Consider the following 19,050-nt stretch of genomic DNA (forward strand, 5'->3'; position numbering starts at 1 on the left):
GCAATATATATAAATAGTGACAGTATAAAAATCGATCAATAAGTTTGGCGTACTGAATATAAGGGTCTTGCTAATACTAAATAACTTGCTAATGCTGAATAAAAAGAATAAATAGCCTAAGCTAGCATTATTTATTCCAGTTTCAGATTATTCCGTCAGTGAAATACGACTAATAGAAAATCTGACATCGATATGGATTAAGTATCGAAAGGATTATTTAGCATTAATTGTTTAAGCAAACCACAGAATGGATTAATAAATTTAATGAGTCATTATAAACTATTGGGGTAACCCCATAGTCAAGTAGTTTGCGATACGAGCTGGACCGAAAAGTAGTAATATTACAGTTTACGAATTAATAGATTACCGTCATAGTAAGCGTCGTCTCTATTAACAGCTAATAGAACCATGCACAACCTAGTATCAAAATATATTGTAAACTTTTGTTATAATTCTAAAGCCCTAGAGTAACTAAGGTTTTTAAACGATAGAAAATCGTCTTTGTCAACAAAATGACAATTTTAGCAACCCCTAATTACAGTCATAAAAAATAACTATCGCTATCCGCGTTATCAAACTTTAACCGACTGTCAAAAAGCCTTATACGATTATAGTACTGCAAGGATGTATGAAACTTAAAGAAAGGTAACGATTTGGCTGACACGCTATTTTTTAAGAGGGTAATTTCTAATTTATGGGCTTTTATTTATCAATTGCTATAGAAGTTTGCTAAAAAGCTTTGCTAAAAAACTCTGTTAAAAAAAGAGTCGTCTTAGTTAATAACATAGACGACTCAGCTTCAATTATACTAGTCGGGCGCTAGCGAGTTCAGTCAATTGATATAAGCCTGTACGATAACGGTTATCAGGTAGTGTGCTCAGTGCATCTTGTGCCAGTTTGGTTTCTTCCAATGCGCGCTGCTTACAATAAGCCAATGAGCCAGAACTACGTACCAACTCAATCAGCTGCTCAGCGTTTGGTGTCTTACCTGTCTGAACGGCAATACGTAACTGCTCATAGCCTTCAATGTCGCTGTCTTTGAGTAGTTCGAGTGCTTTGATAGTCGGTAGGGTAGGTTTGCCTTCAGCAAGGTCATCGCCTAGGTTTTTGCCCATCACTTCACTATCGCCACTGTAGTCGAGCACATCATCGATAATCTGGAACGCATTACCAAAGTGCTGTCCGAAATCGCCCAATGCCGTCATATATTCTGTCTTATCTTGCAGGATAGCAGCGCCTTGGGTCGCCATCATGAAAAGGCGCGAAGTTTTGCCATCGATAATGCGTAAGTAATCTTCCTCTGTCGCGGCAGGGTTATGCTGATGCTGTAGTTGCAATACTTCACCTTCGGCAATATCACAAGTCCCATCAGAGAACACTTGCAACAATGGTAGGCTTTGAAAACCAACCAATAGATTAAAGGCGCGGGCAATCAAATAATCACCGACTAACACTGCAGTGGCATTGTCCCACGTCGCATTTGCCGTCGGCTTTCCACGGCGTTGCCCTGACTCATCGATGACATCGTCATGGACTAGGGTAGCGGTGTGTAGCATTTCAGTGATAGCAGCTAGATGCATGGCCTTTTCTGATGGATTGTCATCAAACATACGTGCGCAGAGCAAGGTGATCAGCGGGCGCATACGCTTGCCACCAGCATTGATCACGTGTTGCGAGACGCTCATGACGAGTTGTACTTTTGAGTTCAAACTGCCAAACACTTGCTTGTCCATTACCTCAAAGTCATTGGCTACAATACTTTGAATATCAGCATAGCTAGGCGTCGATTGAGAGGCAGGCACGGTATTATTTAAAGAGGTACTAGTCATAATAAATAGTCATATTAATAAGAGTAAAGAGAGTTGGTATAACCTTGACTTTATCTATCTATAGGTAAGGTATTATTTCGCTTATGATAGCATAGCTATCTGCTTAAATTGTTGGTTAAAGTATATAGCACAAGTAGGTCAAGCGTATGATATACAGGGTTTACTATTCCTATTGAATAGAATAAAAACGATAAAAAATGTCTTATGTTTTGAAGATATATTCTCTAGCGCATTTTAAGCTTATTGGTCACATAAATGATTCATAAAAGGCTGTAAGTAACTGATTGCATAAGTTATAATGGCCGCTGTTGGGCTTAATCTATCACTTATCATTACTATTTCTCATGTTTATATTCGTATTGTCGTTTATCGACTTTCCTTGATGAGCAGCCGTTATAGCAAAATGAGAGATGGTCATTAGTGTAACCACCTTGCAAAAACAAGAGGCGCGGCTTGCTTTTATGAGCAAAAAGCCGTAAAATCTTGCCTTTAATTTTTCCCTGTCGTGTTCGTCGTAAAAGCGTTGGTATAACATCAGCCACGGCACACGGGTTAAACGGAGTCATACAATGTACGCAGTAATCAAAACTGGTGGTAAACAGCACCGTGTAGTCGTCGATGAATTGCTTAAAGTTGAACTACTAAAAGCAGAAAAAGGCGAAACAATCAAATTTGAAGACGTGTTGATGGTTGTTGACGGCGATAACGTCAAAATCGGTCAGCCTGTTGTTGACGGCGCTAGCGTAGAAGTTGAAGTTGTTGAGCATGGTCGCGGCGAAAAAATCCGTATCATCAAGCACAACCGTCGTAAGCATTATCACAAAGAACAAGGTCACCGCCAATGGTACACCTTGTTAAAAATCAAAGCGATTAATGCCTAATTATTCATTTAGCAATTATTGCTAAATAGCGCACTAAATGCTTAAGAGTTATCGCATCAGCGATAAGTCAAATTAACAAGGAGATTTTCTCATGGCACATAAAAAAGCTGCCGGTTCGAGCCGTAACGGTCGTGATTCAAACCCAAAAATGCTAGGCGTAAAAATCTTTGGTGGCCAAGCTATCACAGCTGGTAACATCATCGTTCGTCAACGTGGTACAGAATTCCACGCAGGCGAAGGCGTTGGCATGGGTCGTGACCATACTTTATTTGCACTGAATGACGGTGTTGTAAAGTTTGCGACCAAAGGTAAATTTAACCGTCGTTATGTTACGGTTGAAAACGCATAATTATCTATTTAGGTCGTTTTATTCTTTGGATAGAATGATCAGATAATTAAAAAAGCCCTTACTGCCTTATGGTAGTAGGGGCTTTTTACGTTTGTAGGGTATCGTAAGTTAATAATGATTCTTCTAAGCGATATTTTTAAGGCCACTATTAGCGTAATGACTGTAGCTAAGAATTCTAAATGCAAACTTTTACCGTGTAACTGCATTGGTTACAAGCGTGTATGGCAGCCGTAGTAAAGATTGCAAATCATGACTAGGCGCGTAATAAAAAAACTGGCACACTGTTGCCATTGCTGATGGTTACCGGTTTTAGCTTGGTAAAATCAGTATTTATAGAAAACAAAAATTTTAATAGAATATTTTATTTTTAGCGACAACTTTAAAGCGATTATGCTTTTTTAGAGAGGATTTATGATGAACTTATCTACGAAAAAATCAACCAAACAAAAAATGATGAGTGGTGCTTTAGCAGGTGTATTAATGACATCGCTAGGTATCGCAGCGCCAATGATGGCATTGACTCAAACGGCTACAGCAGCTCCTGCTGATAACCTAACAGCTGCTAAACGTTTGAATAAATTGCTGACCAACACCAAAAGTATGACAGCCAATTTTAGCCAAACAACTAAAGGCGCGAGTAGTGGTACGTTTAAAGGCTCTATGAGTGTCCAACGTCCAAATAACTTCCGCTGGGAAACCAAGTCACCATCAGAGCAGTTAATCGTTGCTAATGGTAACTCTATGTGGGTTTATGACAAGGATTTAGAGCAAGCAACTAAGCAGAATGTCGACAGCCAAGTAGGTAATACGCCAGCTTTGCTACTGTCAGGTGATCCAAGCAAGATTGATCAAAACTTCAAAATCACTCAGCCATATGACAACAAAAACTACTATGTACTCTATCCTAAGTCAGACAGTGCAAGTTTCAAAAGTCTTTCAATAAGCTTTAGTGGTGGCAAACCTGTCATGATGGTATTGAATGACACTTTGGGTCAAACAACCTCTATTAAATTTAGCGGTATCAAAATGAACCCAAGTATCGGTAGCAGTCAGTTTAAATTTACACCACCAAAAGGTGTTGACGTAATTAATCAGTAATTAGCAAACGTATTGTTAGGATTTGAATATTAGTTCAAAACTAGCAACGTAATAAAAAGGACAGATCCTATGCGGTCTGTCCTTTTCTATGTGAGTAACTATATTTTGTTCAGCAGAAAATTTAAGAAATGGCTCGTATGGCTTCCATATCTGGCATAGGTGGTAGTTCATCCAGATGGCTTAATCCAAACGCATCTAAAAACTGCGCAGTAGTATGCAGCAATGCAGGACGGCCTAGAGTATCTTTAAAACCCCTCTCCACAATCCATCCTTTATCAAATAACTGGCGCAGTATATTGCTCGATAATGTCACTCCACGCACATGCTCGATATCACTGCGTGTCACAGGTTGTTTATAAGCAATGACACTTAGGGTTTCAAGTAAGGCTTGGCTCAGACGTTCTTGACGCTGCGGAAAAGTACGCTGGATTAGACTGCTGTAGTCATCAGATATCTGTAAGCGATAACCGCTGGCTGTCTCATGTAGCCTAAGCACACCTGTATCTAAACGTTGTTGGAGCACTTCCAAGGTTTGCTTTAGTTCTTTAGTAGATAATGACAAATGTTTTTTTAATGCGTGAGCTGTCAGCGGTGCTTCTGATGCATGCAACAGTACTTCAATACATTTACTCAATTTTTCCAAAGAATCATGCTGTGCCTCAACCGATGGAGATGTAGTCATAGTTATTGGTTCTTGGGTCTCGTCATGTTGCTTTGGGTCTTCAATATCTACCATCTAAAGTATGCTCTTATTTCAATATTGTGATTTTGATAGAGAATGGGCTATGAGACAGTCTTAGAGCCTACTAGGCTAACCACTGTAATGTGAGATTTGTGGATTCATTATTCATATTAGTCTGATCAGAACTATTGGAAACAGAATTGACGTTATCGCTATCTGTCTCAATGTTAACCACACCAACTAACTGCCGCTTTATAAGCTCAAGTACGGCGACGAAACTTACGACCACGCCTATTTTACCTTGTGCTTTATCCAGTAGCTCATAAAAAGAGCGCGCGCCATCCGTACTTAATTGCCTGCTAATACTGGCAATACGATCGGCAAGGGGTACTGCATCAACTTTGATCGTATGCATTTGATAGTCGGGCTGTAGTTGCATTTTAAATAAACTATCAATTAGCAAGTTAGGTGAGTAGCTTGGCAGTTCCGCATTCATAACGTCTTGACCAGGCATACTAACCATTGCCAAAAACACATCACGCTCTAAGCGCACTAGATTGTCTAGGCGCTGACTGACCACTTTGATTTGCGCGTATTCTTCGAGGCGTTCGATCAGTTCTGCTTTTGGGTCACGCTCGTCGGTTGGGGTATCAGGGGCAGGCAATAGCAGTTCGGTTTTGATAGCGATGAGCGTTGATGCCATTAGCAGATAATCACCCGCTAATTCAAAGTGTTCGGTATCTAGTTCACTGATATAAGCTAAGTACTGCTCAGTGATGGGCAAAATGGGCATTTGGGTCAAATCGACGTTGTTCTTTTTGACCAAATACAATAGAAAATCCAATGGACCAGCAAACTGCTCTAACCAAATAGCAAAGGCTTGCGGTGGCACATACAGGTCTTCTGGCAAATGCTGCACAGGCGTCTGATAGATACGTAGCGACATATCATGGTTGATTGACTCATCAAGCTCGCTCTGATTGTATGTAAGTTCGGAGGTTGAATCAGCCATAGCAGATAAGGCGACTTTAGATAAAGCCGCCTGTTTGGTGTTCGGTTCAGTTTGCACGTTTAGCACCTGCTTTGATAATAAATTGCGCCAGTGAAACGACTATTCCAGCAACGATTATTTAAGCTTAGCAAGCGGACGGATACCGATAGCACGGCGAGCTTTGTCTAGTTGCTTACGACTATGGCGACGGGCTTTATCCGCACCCATCTGCAAGATTTCTTCTAGCTCTTTTGGATTGGCCATCAGCTCTTCGTAACGTGCACGGAATGGTGCAATTTCATCATTAATCTTATCAAATAGCGCTTGTTTTGCATCACCCCAGCCAATACCAGCGGCATAACGCGCACGCATATCAGCAATCTCTTCAGCGGTCGCAAATGCTTTATAAATCTCAAAGATAGCAGAGTCATCTGGATCTTTTGACTCATCAGGTAGCTGTGAGTTAGTCACAATTTTCATGATGGCTTTGTGCATTTGTTTTTCAGGACTAACTTGCGGGTTTGGCTCACCGAATAGGGGAATCGTATTGCTATAGCTCTTACTCATCTTGCGGCCATCAAGTCCAGTAAGCAGCGGTATATCGTTATCAACGACTGCTGACGGTAGCGTGAAAAGCGACTTATAACGATGATTAAAAGTACCCGCGATATCACGCGCCATCTCGATATGCTGCACTTGGTCACGACCAACAGGCACGTGGGTCGCATTAAACATCAAGATATCAGCCGCCATTAGCACGGGATAACCAAACAGACCCATGGTGACACCTTGATCAGGATCGACATCGGCTTTTTCTGTGTTGATATCAACGGCTGCTTTATAGGCATGGGCGCGGTTCATCAAACCTTTGGCACATGAGCAGTTCAAAATCCAAGCAAGTTCTGGAATTTCAGGCACGTCTGACTGACGGTAGAATGTCACACGCTCAGGGTCTAGACCACAAGCAATCCACGTAGCGGCAATGGCTCTCGTCGACTCATGAATGATAGCAGGGTCATAACAGCCGATGATGCCATGGTAGTCTGCTAAAAAGAAAAACGCTTCATGGTCACTATTTTGAATAGACTCAATCGCTGGACGAATCGCGCCAACATAGTTACCTAAGTGCGGAATACCAGTCGGTTTGATACCAGTCAGAATGCGCTTGGCTTCAGTTGAAGTATCAGAAGCTTGGTTGTCAGGAGTACTGTTATTGCTCATGGAAAATCCGTTATTTTGTTTATCAAATTATTATCAGTGCATAGCTAAAATGCAAAATATTAGCCGCAAAGTATAGCAAACTTCACCAGTATTTTTGGGAATAAAGGCTTACTTATAGATATCAGTACGACCGTTTGGCCCATGTTTGAAGCGGCGATGGAACCACATCCACTGTGTAGGATCAATACGAATGAGTCCTTCTAAGACTTCATTCACCCGAGTGGCATCAGCGACTTCATCTTTACTTGGGTAGTTATCTAACTCTGGCGTAATCGTCAAATGATAATGTGGGCGTTTACCACGCGGCAAATTGTCAGGTGTTTGCCGATAAGTATGCAGTGCCATGACAGCTGGCGGCTGTGCTTTGCTACCCAGTTTCGCCATGCGACGCGATGCAGTAATCGTCGCGGCTGGCACACCGAAGAATGGCGCCATGACACCTTGCTTGAGACCATAGTCTTGGTCAGGAGAATACCAAATGACGTGTCCTGCTTTGATAGAGGTAACTAAGCTTCGCATATCACGACTAGAAATTTGCTTACCAAAAATATTGGTACGACCATTATAAATAAACCAGTCTAATAAAGGATTGTTTTGCGTACGATACATACAGTCTACAGGGAAAAACTGCGCACATAATAGGCCACCCAAATCTAGCATCGTATAATGTGCACCGAGCAGGATAACTGGCCGCTGCTCATTTTGCGCATTAACAATATGCTGTAAACCCGAAATGGATACAGTTCTAGTAAATATATTTGGCCTGAACCAAGCGCATAACGTTTCAAACACACCAATGCCTTGATTGACAAAGACTTGCTTGGCCATTAATTCACGTTCAGCTTCGGGCTTTTCTGGAAATGCCAACTTCAGGTTGATTAATGTATCGCGTCTACGTGAGCCAGCAGCTTTATAAATCAATATACCAAGCTTACGACCTAGCCAAAACTGCCAGCGTAATGGCAGATATATCATCGGTAGCATTATCAAGAATAATAACCAAATGCCCCAATTCTTAGGTGATAAGAACTGCCACTGAAATGGCTTATTATCTGCTTGCGCTGTACGCTTATGATTTTGGGTAATTGTTGGTGTGCCAGCTGGTATCGCAGGCGACTTAGCCGACTGTTTCATGCTAGGCGGCACGCTGCTATTGGCAGATGGTTTGCTAGGGTCGAATTGTTCTGGCGCTTTCATAATATCCTTCTGCGGCACGGTTTGAGGCATCATGGCTAATAATAAAAAGTTACTGATATGATGGGGTAGCGTTCAATGCTTTGCAAGTTAGAATTTCTACAGACGCTCTACTTTGTAGTGTCGAAACAAGGCGCTCATCTTAGTTATTGCCGTAAAACAAAGCTGGCTTGATGAAGACAATCAGATAATCAACACGCTATCAGTAGGCATAAAAAAACCTTATAAGCTGTGACCAGCTTATAAGGTTTTGCAAAACCAGACTCTTATTTAACTTTACTACTGAAGCTCTGAGAAAAAGACAACAGCAGCAAAAATATAAGAGATAGTTTTGATTAACGTTTTGAGAACTGTGGACGTTTACGTGCTTTACGTAGACCCAGTTTCTTACGTTCAACTTGACGTGAATCACGAGTAACAAAACCAGCTGCTTTTAGGGCAGGCTTTAAAGTTTCGTCAGCTTCGATTAATGCACGTGTGATGCCGTGGCGGATTGCGCCAGCTTGACCACTAATACCACCGCCTGCAACAGTTACATATAAGTCATATGCGTTAACAGAGTCGAGTAGTTCTAATGGCTGACGTACAACCATGCGTGAAGTTTCACGGCTGAAGTATTCGTCAAGTGGCTTACCGTTAACAACGATACTACCAGTACCTTTTGATAAAAATACACGAGCAGTAGACGTCTTGCGGCGACCAGTTCCGTAATTGCGTTCCATAAGTATATCCTTAGATGTCTAGTTCTTTAGGTTGCTGTGCAGTATGTGGATGCTCAGTACCCGCATAAAGTTTCAGCTTCTTGATCATCGCATAGCCAAGAGGGCCCTTTGGAAGCATACCCTTAACTGCTTTGTGTAGAACATCTTCAGGCTTATGTGCAAGCAACTTATTGAAGTTGGTTTCTTTAATACCACCTGGGTAGCCACTGTGACGATAGTACTTTTTGTCTTGTGCTTTTTTACCCGTTACCGTGATTTTGTCAGCATTGATGACAACAATAAAGTCACCAGTATCAACGTGCGGAGTAAAAGAAGGCTTGTGCTTGCCACGTAAGCGAGTTGCGATTTGAGTGGCTAAGCGACCAAGGGTTTTGCCGTCAGCATCTACGACATACCAGTCATGGGTCACTTCAGCTGGTTTTGCACTAAGTGTTTTCATGATAAAACCTTAAAATTAGAATTCGTTGAGAGTTTAGCTGGGAACGGGGCTCTCAAAAAACAGACTGCACATTATAAGCAGTAGCGCCTACGCTTGCAAGCTGCATTGGGGTTTATTTTCGCCTTATATACATTAAACTGCAGCGTCGGCCAGTTTTTAGCGGTTCTAAACATTTGTAAAATACGTTAACGGCTTTCATTAACCCGACAATTATGACGATGATAGACGATAAAGTCCAGCGACAACTTGTCCGACTTTGGTTTGTTTCAAGCATTCAAAAGTGATTGGTTGCTGAGTAACGCTTGATTGAGAGTCTAAACTCTCATTTAGCGACGCTTCCAATTGCTTAAGCTGTGCTGACAAATCTTTATCAGCTTCTAAATAAATCAATGTTTCAGTATTTATTAAAACATTGGTAATAAGCGCAGTCAAAATAGGCTGCCATAAATCCTGAGCATAAGGCGGATCGATAAATACAATGTCAAAAGGGCGCGCAGTCAGCTGCTCTTGACGCAATACTTGCTCAGCAGTGCCAGTGATGATTTGATAAGCAGCAGATTCAAGGCGTAATTGCTCAGCGCTCTGACGTAGCATGTTACTTTGTGCTGGATTGATTTCGATAAATGTTGTGTGGGCCGCACCGCGAGATAACGCTTCAAACCCTAGTACGCCACTGCCAGCACAGCTATCGAGCACATGGGCATCATGAATGTCAGCGAGTAGCCAGTTAAATAAAGTCTCCCGCAAGCGATCTGGGGTCGGGCGCAGGCCATCTGCATCGATGAAACTTACAATACGGCGCTTAAACTGACCGCCAATGATGCGCACATCACCCGCCGACACACTTTTCGCCTTACGGTTATTCTTTGGTGCGCGTCCATTTGAGGCTTTTTTCATTATTGTGTCTCGCTTACCAATTCTTTGCTAGGTTTTGCTTTTTATACTATTAAGTACTTAAACGTCTAGTTACTCAGATGTCGCTGCTGCCGCTTCGGCTTCCGCGGCTTCTTTCTCCTCCAATGCTTTTGCTTCTTTATCGCGAATGGCATCACGCATGGCTTTTTCAAAAGCCTTTTGGCGTTTAATGACTTTTAGCTCATCAGCAGAAGGAGGCAACACAGGATCTGTCTTGCGTTGTAATACCCAGTAATCAAATAGAGCACGGCCAATAGGTGCGGCAACAGCACTACCACCGCCGCCATTTTCGACCAATACTGCGAGGGCAATCTGCGGGTCTTCTACTGGGGCAAAACCATTAAACCAAGCGTGATCCCAGTGGCGCTTATCTATTGCTGACTTATCGTAGCGTTTGCCCTGCGCGATTGATTTCACCTGTGCAGTACCTGTTTTACCAGCGATACGATAGCGCGGGGTATAGATACCGCGTCCTGTACCATTTTCTACCACGCTTTCCATCGCATCATGCATACGCAACCAGTCGGACGGCTTACCGTTATAGTCGATTTTGCCATCTGGCTTAGTGATGATTTTGACGTCCGCAGCACCGTCACTGCTCTTTAATAAATGCGGGGTAATGTGCTGCCCTTTACTAGCAGTCATGGCTGTAGCGTTGGCAATCTGTAGCGGTGTGGCTAAGAAGTACCCTTGTCCAATACTGACCGAGATCGTTTCGCCTGGTAGCCAATCTTTATCGTAAGTGTCTTTTTTCCATTTTGGTGATGGCATGATGCCTGATTTTTCGTTAGGCAAATCAATACCAGTATCTTCACCGAAACCAAAGCGTACCATCCAGTCGTGCAGACGTTGAATGCCCATCTCATAAGCCAACTTATAATAATAAGTATCGACCGACATCGCGATGGATTTTTTCAGATCTACCGTGCCATGACCGCCACGTTTCCAATCGCGGAATCGATGCGTGTCACCAGGTAAGCTAAAATAACCAGGGTCATAGATGGTGCTATTCCAATCGCGTAGACCATAATGAATACCGCCCAAACCCTCAAATGGCTTGATAGTAGAGCCAGGTGGGTAGGTACCTTGTAGCGCACGGTTATACAAGGGCTGATCTAAATCTTCGCGCAGATCATCATAATCTTTAAAAGAGATACCCGATATAAAAGGGTTAGGGTCATAACTTGGATTACTAACAAATGCTAAGACGTCACCGTTTTTTGGGTCTATAGCAACGATTGCACCGCGGCGTCCATCAAGTTGCTGCTGGGCGATGGTTTGCAAACCATAATCCAAGCTCAATGTAATATCGTTACCCGCTATCGGCGGCTTGGTATCCAATTGACGTAAGATATTCCCATGTGCGTCTGTCTCTACCGATTGATAACCCGGTTGCCCAAGCAAAATATCTTCGTAGTAGTCTTCGATACCAATCTTACCAATCAAGTCAGTACCAGCGTAACGGTCTTTATCAATACGCTTTGACTCTTTGTCATTGATACGTCCGACATAGCCAATGACATGGGCAAACAGCTCATCATAAGGATAAGAGCGCGTAAGCTTGCTCTGGATAGAGACCCCGCGGAAGAATGGCTTACGCTCACTAAATTGAGCCAACTGTGCTTCTGTTAAATCGATTTTAATCGTTACCGGGTCATTTTTATTTTTACTTAGACGCGCCAAGATATCAGTGATATCTGTATCGGTTAAATCAAAAATCGGAGCTAGCAGATGCAACGTGCGCTCAGGGTTTTCGACCTCATCAGGACTGAGCATCGCTGTAAAGACTGGCTGGTTGTCTGCCAGTATTACCCCGTTACGATCATAGATATACCCACGACTAGGCGGCGCAGATATCAGTTTGATACGGTTGTTATCGGCTTGCGTTGTGTATTGATCATGAGCGTAGACTTGCAAATACCCATAACGTGTTATCAAACCGCCCAAACCAATCAATATTATAATCCCAAAGATGATAATACGATTGGTAAAGGTACTGTTGACCTGTTCGGTATTGGGAGTTATCGGTTTATTCATAGAAGATCAGAGCCCAAACGGTCAGTGAGTCAATAAAAGAAAAATAAGAGGGCAGGTTGGTTAACCAAAGTGCGGTGAGTCTAAAAGATAATGCAAATGGTTTCAATCACATAGAAGGGTATGGGGTGAAATCGTTATGCAGTCATTTATACGCAGGTAGTATTTGTTATTGCACTACAAATTATAACAGAACAAATGAGCAGACGCAGTACTCAGTCATATATTTTGTCTTGATTATCTACTGACCAAGAACTGGCTTATATTCGAGTTTTTTATTGGGTAACAGACGATATGAATCATGTCATCTTTAGTCACAACTTGCCGCTGGTCTATATGTGCTAATAAATGGCAAGTATGCTAAAATCAGGCGATTTATTTTATAGTAGTTATTATGGGCGGAGCGTCTTTTGAAACGTTCTCATTTTGCTAAAGTCTCGTTATCAGTAGCGACACTATTAGCAACGACAATCAACCTGTCAGGGACTAGATAAGTCATGGACGTAAATTCATTATGGCAGACGATAGCTGAACACCCAGAGTTCTTTGCCATGCTGACCATCCCACCAGTGACGGCATTCGTCACTTGGGTACATGTGTGGATGGCGCTCAAGATGCTGTTCTATCCGGTCAAGTTTTGGGGTATTCGTATTCCTAACTTCCCATTTTTTGGGCTGCCAGGTATCGGTTGGCAAGGTATCGTTCCGCGCAAAGCGGGCAAGATATCAGGGGTTATCGTTGACCAGACGCTCTCAAAACTCGGTTCGCTTGATGAGTTTTTTAAGGCGATGGAACCTGAACAAATGGCGATATTTGTCACCGACACGGTGGACAAAAACCTTGAGCCATTGATTGATGAGATTATGCTAGATCACTCGCCAGCATTGTGGGGCAACCTTCCTTACGCCCTAAAGCGCCGTGTCTATGCGCAAGCCCATAAAGAGCTACCCAGTATTATGCAGTCGCTTGTGACAGATTTGACTTATCATGTCGAAGACTTGGTCGATATGCGCAAAATGATTGTCAACACCATGGAAAACGATCGTCGCCTGATGGTCAATATGTTTCTAAAGGTTGGGCAAAAAGAGATCGATTTTATCTGGCACATCAGTGCTTTGATTGGTCTGGTATTTGGTATTATCCAGATGTTTATATTTTTGGTGGTGCCACAGCATTGGACCGTACCTTTCTTTGCCGCCATTTGGGGTTTTCTCACCAATTGGATTGCCATTTGGATGGTATTTAATCCAGTGGAGCCGCACTTCATACCTTATTTTAAACTGTTTACGGTGCAGAGTCGCTTTCCATTTATCAAACCCGTCATACCACATATCGCAAAATATCGTTTGCAAGGTGGCTTTATGAAGCGCCAAGAGGAAGTTTCTGAGGTTTTTGCTGAGATTGTGGTAAAGGATTTGGTCACTCTAGAAAACATCATGAATGAGATGATGTATGGTGATCGCTCAGCACAAACCCGTGATTTGATGAAATCGCATCTATATACGGTGCTAGAGTCACCAGTGATTAGCACGACACTACGTGTGGGATTGGGACGCCGCGATTATGGCCAACTTAAAAATACCATTATCGACAAGTCTATTGTCGCAACGATGGTGCCACTGCGAGACCCTGAGCTAAATGAAAGCCGAGCCAGTAAGATATTTGGTCTGTTTCGCGATAGAATACGTGCGCTCACGCCAAATGAGTTTCAGAACCTGTTGCGTCCAGCTTTCCGTGAGGATGAGATGACGTTGATTGTTTTGGGTGGTTTGACCGGTTTTCTAGCAGGTTGGTTGCATTTAGTGTTAGTATTTTTCCCCTCGATGCAGTAATGCATTAATAAGTATTTTTAATTAGTCATGAACGGCTGTATTGAATAAGCTTTGAATAACTAGAAAATGTAAAATTAACAACAGATAAGCATTTTGTATCAATCATTCATATTGATACGTCACAATGATAGTAGCGGGTTTTATGTGCTTCTACAGCAATTGAAACCTCAGTTTTTAACCGTAAACTATGACCGCATAAAGGACTATTAGCGTTTGCCAGTGGCTAGCAATGCCATCGGTGAACCCTTAATTGTATCCAAGGTAAACAAGGTTAGACCGTATGTTAATCACAGAATTGGGTTATTTTGCCTTGCTGGCCGCTTTTATATTGGCGATTTTGCAGGTGGTACTACCAACCATTGGCGTTATGCGTGACCACGTCGCTTGGCAGCGTTTGGCGCCAAGTCTGGCATGGGCACAATTTGCGGCAATGATTACCTCATTTGCTGCGCTGATGGCAGGCTTTTATTACAACGATTTTAGTCTCGTCTACGTCACTCAGCATTCCAATACATTGCTGCCTTGGTACTACAAGCTGTCGGCGACATGGGGCGGGCATGAAGGCTCGCTGCTGCTTTGGATGACCATCATGGCCACTTGGTGTGCATTGGTCTCTTACTTCAGTCGTGGGTTGCCGTTGTCGATGCGTGCGCGAGTGCTGGTGATATTGGCAGGCGTGCAAATGATGATGCTAGCGATGCTTATCTTTACCTCATCGCCATTTGATCGCACATTGCCCAATCTACCTGTTGATGGCGCGGATCTAAACCCTGTATTACAAGATTTTGGTTTGATTATTCACCCGCCGATGCTCTATATGGGCTATGTGGGTATGGTTGTGCCATTTGCGTTTTGTATGGCAGCATTGTGGGAAGGGCGTTTGGATGCGGTATGGACACGCTGGTCGCGTCCATGGGCATTGGCGGCTTGGGGGTTCTTAACAGTCGGTATCGCGCTTGGCTCATGGTGGGCTTATTATGAGCTTGGCTGGGGCGGTTGGTGGTTCTGGGATCCAGTAGAGAACGCCTCATTGATGCCATGGTTGGCAGGAACAGCGCTACTGCATTCACTTGCTGTCACCGAAAAACGCGGTGTATTTAAAGCATGGACTATTATGCTCGCAATCTTTGCTTTTGCGCTTAGTCTGCTTGGTACGTTCTTAGTACGTTCAGGTGTCATCACCTCAGTGCATTCATTTGCCGCTGATCCAACGCGTGGTCTAGTGATTCTAGTCATCCTCGGTATCATCGTCGGCGGTGGTCTGTTGATGTTTGCGGTACGTGGCTGGCGTTTGACGGTCGAGAGTCAGTATCGACTCATCTCACGTGAATCATTTCTAGTGATTAACAACGTTATCATTCTAATTTCAACCTTAGTCGTACTACTTGGTACGCTATATCCTATTATTGCTGATGCCTTTAACTTAGGTCAGGTATCTGTTGGCCCTCCATACTTCAACGCTCTATTTGTGCCGTTGACATGGCTACTACTGGTGGCGATGGGTATGGGCTCTAATATCCGCTGGAAACAAGACAGCCGCCCGTTATTGGGTGCTGGCATGGTTATCGCGGTAAGCAGTTTGGTATTGGCTGCCATTATCACCTATTTTACTAGTCCATCAGCGATGCTAAATATCGGTGTTACATTAGCTGTGAGCTTTTGGGTGTTGTTATGGATGGTTGTCGATTTCAAAGACAAGACTAAAAATGCACCAAGTCGTTTAAATGGCTTACGTCAGTTGCGTCTAAGCTACTGGGGTCAGCAAACCGCTCATATTGGCGTCATCATTGCAGTTATCGGTGTGGCATTTACCAGTACGTTGAGCATTGAGCGCGATGTGGCATTAGGGCCTAATGACAGTGTCAATGTGCAAGGCTATGACTTTACGGTAAAAGGTTTTAGTGAAGTAAAAGGCAGTAACTTTGACGCTACGCAAGCAGAAGTAACAGTCAGTAAAGACGGTCAAGAAGTGACCACGTTATATCCTGAAAAGCGTAACTATATTATCAGTATGATGCCGATGACGGAGGCTGCGATTGATGCCAATCTGATGCGCGATGTGTACGTAGCACTTGGTGAGCCAATTGCTGAAGATAGCAATGAATGGGCTTTCCGTATCTATGTCAAACCGCTGATCCGCTGGATATGGTTGGGTGCACTTATCATGGCTTTCGGTGCATTGCTCAGCATGCTAGACAATCGTTACCGTATCAAAAAAACCAAAACACCTGCGCAAATCGCGGCCAAAAAATCAGGCTTTGCGACGGTTGCGGATTTGGATACGTCAGCTACAAAGATAGGGGAGCGTTAATATGACTACCTCAAACAATGAACCTGATAAAAAAGCTCAGCAAGAGGTTGTCAACGACCCTAAAGTTGCGGGCAGCAATAAAGTAAAAACTAAGAAAAAACTAAAAATTGGGTTTTTGATTCCGCTGGTTATCTTTATTGGTTTGGTTGCTATGCTCTATATGCGTTTGGGTAAACCGACGGATATCGTGACCAATACAGCGCTTGAGCGTCCAGTACCTGCCTTTGAGTTGCCATTGTTATCAGATACCAGTCGTATCATGACCAATGACAACTTGCCAGATAAGCCATTCCTCATGAATATTTGGGGCTCTTGGTGTCCAACTTGTATCATTGAGCATCCTTTTTTGATGAAGTTAGAAGAGCGCGGTGTTAACTTGGTGGGCGTAAACTACAAAGATGATATTGGAGATGCATTAGGGTATCTTAATCGCGGTGGCGACCCGTTCTCTATGTCTATTCAAGACTTGTCAGGGCAGTTCGCTCTTGACTTAGGTCTGACTGGTGCGCCTGAGACTTTCATCGTCGATGGTGATGGGATTATTCGTCAGCATATCATCGGTGAGATCAATGAGAGCAATTGGCAAAGTCGTATTACGCCTTGCTTAATGGTACTCAACGACGCTAGTAATAATGGGGTCAGTCCAGATCCGAGCCAAGTTGCGGAGGCGTGCAAATGATAGCCTACCAAATAAGAAATGCAACCATAAAGCTAGCAAGCTTGTTAATTGCTTGTCTATTCAGTATGGCCAGTTTTGCTGCCATTGATGTCTATGATTTTGATTCTGTGCAACAAGAAGCTCAGTACCGTGGTCTCATTGAAGAGCTGCGCTGCCCGAAATGTCAAAACCAAAATTTGGCAGGGTCTGATGCACCAATTGCGCAAGACTTAAAGCAAAAAACCTATGATTTGATAAAAGATGGTCGTAGTGATGGCGAGATTCGAGCCTATATGCAAGAGCGTTATGGCGACTTTATCAGTTATAAGCCGCCAGTACGCCCTTCAACATGGATTTTATGGTTTTTCCCACCATTATTATTGATCGTTTTATTGGTCGGTTGGTTTTGGCAAAGTAAACGCCGTCAGCTTGTCGCCAGCGGCGAGAGTGGTTTAGCAGTAGACAACCATGTCAAAGCGTTGTCTGCCGCTGAAAAAGCAGAACTTGATCGCTTATTGTCACGAGTCAATAACGATGACAAAGACGACACTACAAGCCTTGGGGGCAAAAAATGACCATATTTTCTACTGTTGGCTTATTTATTGCGCTAAGTTTACTTGTCGCTCTACTATTGGGCATTATCACCATTAAGCCGTGGTTAAGAGCACCGCGTTCGCATAGTAAGCCTGTGGACAATCAACTGCTGGATATCAACGTTGCTGTGTTTCGTGAGCGACTAGCAGAGCTGAAAACAGACAAAGACAGTGGTATCATTGATGACCATCACTATCAAAACCAGAAGCTTGAGCTTGAGCGTCAGCTTTTGGACGCTCAGCGTGAAGTGTCACCGATGGTCACGCCAGGTATCAAAAGCCGATTGATTATTATGGTTTGGGTACCTGTATTGACTGCCATGGCATATCTGATGGTCGGTGATCGCACACCTGTCTTTGAGCTGTGGGCTGCTGAGGACAAAGTCGGTCAAGTGGCGGACGATCTATTGACAGGTAGAATCGATCAGCCACCTGCTTGGGCAATTGAAGATGGTAACCAGCTGATTAGTGCCATGCAGACTAACGTCTATCGTCATGCCAGTGACTACAATCGCTGGATGCGCCTATCAGAGCTGTTCTTGTCATTAGAGGCGACTGATTCGGCATTAGAGGCTTTGTCGCGCGCTTATCGTCTATCACCTGATAACGAAGAGATTGCGACCACTTATGCGCAGATCAGTTTCTTTGCTAATAAAGGTCAGTTAGATGCTAATAGCCGCCGTGTACTCGAAAACATACTGGTCACAAATCCAGAGCACGAGGGCGCACAGATGCTTATGGCGATGGGTGAAGCACGTGCTAGTAACTTCGATCAAGCGCAAGGCTGGATTAAACGTCTGCGTGACAGTATCGCTGCCAAACCAGGTGATCATACGCAAGCGCTATCAAGTCTAGATGAGCTTAGCGCTAATGTGGTGATGCAGCAGCAGCAAGCCTCTGAAGGCGTCGAAGTGACAGTCAAAATAAACGCTAGTCTGTTACCATTGGTAAAAGCTGATGATACGCTATTCGTAGCGATACGTGACGTGAAAGGTGGTCCACCATTTGCGGCTAAGCGTCTACCAATTAGCAATATCAAACAAGGCGAAGCAGTTATTAGTCTAAGTGATCTTGATGCTATGATGCCAGAGCGTACCCTAGGGTCGGCTCGTTCTGATAAAGTACAGCTAGCGGTCATCGCTCGTATCAGTCATAGTGGCAATGCTACCGCAGAGTCAGGCGACCTCTCGGGTAATCCAGTGGTTATCAGCGCAGAACAAAATCAGGTCAACGTGGAAATCAATCAGCAAGTTCCATAGACATAGTAGTATGATAAATACCGGAGGCTGTTGCTCAGTAGG

17 protein-coding genes are annotated in these 19,050 nt (G+C 43.4%); 8 read left to right on the forward strand and 9 right to left on the reverse strand.

What is annotated here, in order from left to right:
• Window positions 1–803: 803 nt before the first annotated feature.
• A complete protein-coding gene (locus tag Q0788_RS00155) occupies window positions 804–1,829 on the reverse strand; it encodes a polyprenyl synthetase family protein (protein ID WP_298807154.1) in 1,026 nt (341 codons plus the stop codon).
• Between the two features lie 569 nt (window positions 1,830–2,398).
• Between Q0788_RS00155 and rplU the strand changes: the two genes are divergently transcribed.
• The 3 genes from rplU to lolA all read left to right on the forward strand — a co-directional run bounded on the left by rplU (window position 2,399) and on the right by lolA (window position 4,157).
• Complete coding sequence (gene rplU, locus Q0788_RS00160) at window positions 2,399–2,710, forward strand: 50S ribosomal protein L21 (RefSeq protein WP_057761012.1); 312 nt, start codon at window positions 2,399–2,401, stop codon at window positions 2,708–2,710.
• Window positions 2,711–2,801: 91 nt separating this feature from the next.
• Complete coding sequence (gene rpmA, locus Q0788_RS00165) at window positions 2,802–3,059, forward strand: 50S ribosomal protein L27 (RefSeq protein ID WP_021813611.1); 258 nt, start codon at window positions 2,802–2,804, stop codon at window positions 3,057–3,059.
• A gap of 411 nt (window positions 3,060–3,470) precedes the next feature.
• On the forward strand, window positions 3,471–4,157 hold the full coding sequence (gene lolA, locus Q0788_RS00170) for an outer membrane lipoprotein chaperone LolA (RefSeq protein ID WP_057761010.1): 687 nt from the start codon (window positions 3,471–3,473) through the stop codon (window positions 4,155–4,157).
• Between the two features lie 121 nt (window positions 4,158–4,278).
• Here the strand turns inward: lolA and scpB are convergent, their stop codons facing one another.
• The 8 genes from scpB to mrdA form a co-directional block, all read right to left on the reverse strand.
• A complete protein-coding gene (gene scpB / locus Q0788_RS00175; protein ID WP_298807155.1) occupies window positions 4,279–4,839 on the reverse strand; it encodes an SMC-Scp complex subunit ScpB in 561 nt (186 codons plus the stop codon).
• Window positions 4,840–4,963: 124 nt separating this feature from the next.
• On the reverse strand, window positions 4,964–5,785 hold the full coding sequence (locus Q0788_RS00180; RefSeq protein WP_298807655.1) for a segregation/condensation protein A: 822 nt from the start codon (window positions 5,783–5,785) through the stop codon (window positions 4,964–4,966).
• A gap of 180 nt (window positions 5,786–5,965) precedes the next feature.
• The gene (gene trpS / locus Q0788_RS00185) at window positions 5,966–7,051 is read right to left on the reverse strand and encodes a tryptophan--tRNA ligase (RefSeq protein ID WP_298807156.1); all 1,086 of its coding nucleotides are present in this window, start codon (window positions 7,049–7,051) and stop codon (window positions 5,966–5,968) included.
• A 108-nt stretch (window positions 7,052–7,159) separates the two neighbouring features.
• Complete coding sequence (locus tag Q0788_RS00190) at window positions 7,160–8,248, reverse strand: lipid A biosynthesis acyltransferase (RefSeq protein ID WP_165597005.1); 1,089 nt, start codon at window positions 8,246–8,248, stop codon at window positions 7,160–7,162.
• A 332-nt stretch (window positions 8,249–8,580) separates the two neighbouring features.
• Window positions 8,581–8,967: a 30S ribosomal protein S9 gene (rpsI, locus tag Q0788_RS00195; protein ID WP_101206364.1), complete on the reverse strand. Its 387-nt coding sequence runs from the start codon at window positions 8,965–8,967 to the stop codon at window positions 8,581–8,583.
• 10 nt (window positions 8,968–8,977) lie between these two features.
• Window positions 8,978–9,406: a 50S ribosomal protein L13 gene (gene rplM / locus Q0788_RS00200; protein WP_298807157.1), complete on the reverse strand. Its 429-nt coding sequence runs from the start codon at window positions 9,404–9,406 to the stop codon at window positions 8,978–8,980.
• Window positions 9,407–9,616: 210 nt separating this feature from the next.
• Window positions 9,617–10,303 (reverse strand): 16S rRNA (guanine(966)-N(2))-methyltransferase RsmD, encoded by a 687-nt coding sequence (gene rsmD, locus Q0788_RS00205; RefSeq protein ID WP_298807159.1) that lies wholly within the window; start codon window positions 10,301–10,303, stop codon window positions 9,617–9,619.
• 69 nt (window positions 10,304–10,372) lie between these two features.
• The gene (mrdA, locus tag Q0788_RS00210; RefSeq protein WP_191113959.1) at window positions 10,373–12,358 is read right to left on the reverse strand and encodes a penicillin-binding protein 2; all 1,986 of its coding nucleotides are present in this window, start codon (window positions 12,356–12,358) and stop codon (window positions 10,373–10,375) included.
• 494 nt (window positions 12,359–12,852) lie between these two features.
• Between mrdA and Q0788_RS00215 the strand changes: the two genes are divergently transcribed.
• The 5 genes from Q0788_RS00215 to ccmI all read left to right on the forward strand — a co-directional run bounded on the left by Q0788_RS00215 (window position 12,853) and on the right by ccmI (window position 19,008).
• Window positions 12,853–14,187 (forward strand): hypothetical protein, encoded by a 1,335-nt coding sequence (locus tag Q0788_RS00215; RefSeq protein ID WP_298807160.1) that lies wholly within the window; start codon window positions 12,853–12,855, stop codon window positions 14,185–14,187.
• 280 nt (window positions 14,188–14,467) lie between these two features.
• Window positions 14,468–16,498 carry a heme lyase CcmF/NrfE family subunit gene (locus Q0788_RS00220; protein WP_201571266.1) on the forward strand — a complete coding sequence of 677 codons (2,031 nt, stop codon included), beginning with the start codon at window positions 14,468–14,470 and terminating at the stop codon, window positions 16,496–16,498.
• A 1-nt stretch (window position 16,499) separates the two neighbouring features.
• The gene (locus Q0788_RS00225; protein WP_298807161.1) at window positions 16,500–17,177 is read left to right on the forward strand and encodes a DsbE family thiol:disulfide interchange protein; all 678 of its coding nucleotides are present in this window, start codon (window positions 16,500–16,502) and stop codon (window positions 17,175–17,177) included.
• Entirely contained in the window at window positions 17,174–17,731 is a 558-nt protein-coding gene (locus Q0788_RS00230; protein ID WP_298807163.1) for a cytochrome c-type biogenesis protein, read from the forward strand. The genes Q0788_RS00225 and Q0788_RS00230 overlap by 4 nt, the downstream gene beginning before the upstream one ends.
• On the forward strand, window positions 17,728–19,008 hold the full coding sequence (ccmI, locus tag Q0788_RS00235; RefSeq protein WP_298807164.1) for a c-type cytochrome biogenesis protein CcmI: 1,281 nt from the start codon (window positions 17,728–17,730) through the stop codon (window positions 19,006–19,008). The genes Q0788_RS00230 and ccmI overlap by 4 nt, the downstream gene beginning before the upstream one ends.
• Window positions 19,009–19,050 lie beyond the last annotated feature (42 nt).

It is taken from the genome of uncultured Psychrobacter sp. (assembly GCF_947500265.1).
In the GTDB taxonomy this organism is placed as follows: Bacteria; Pseudomonadota; Gammaproteobacteria; order Pseudomonadales; family Moraxellaceae; genus Psychrobacter.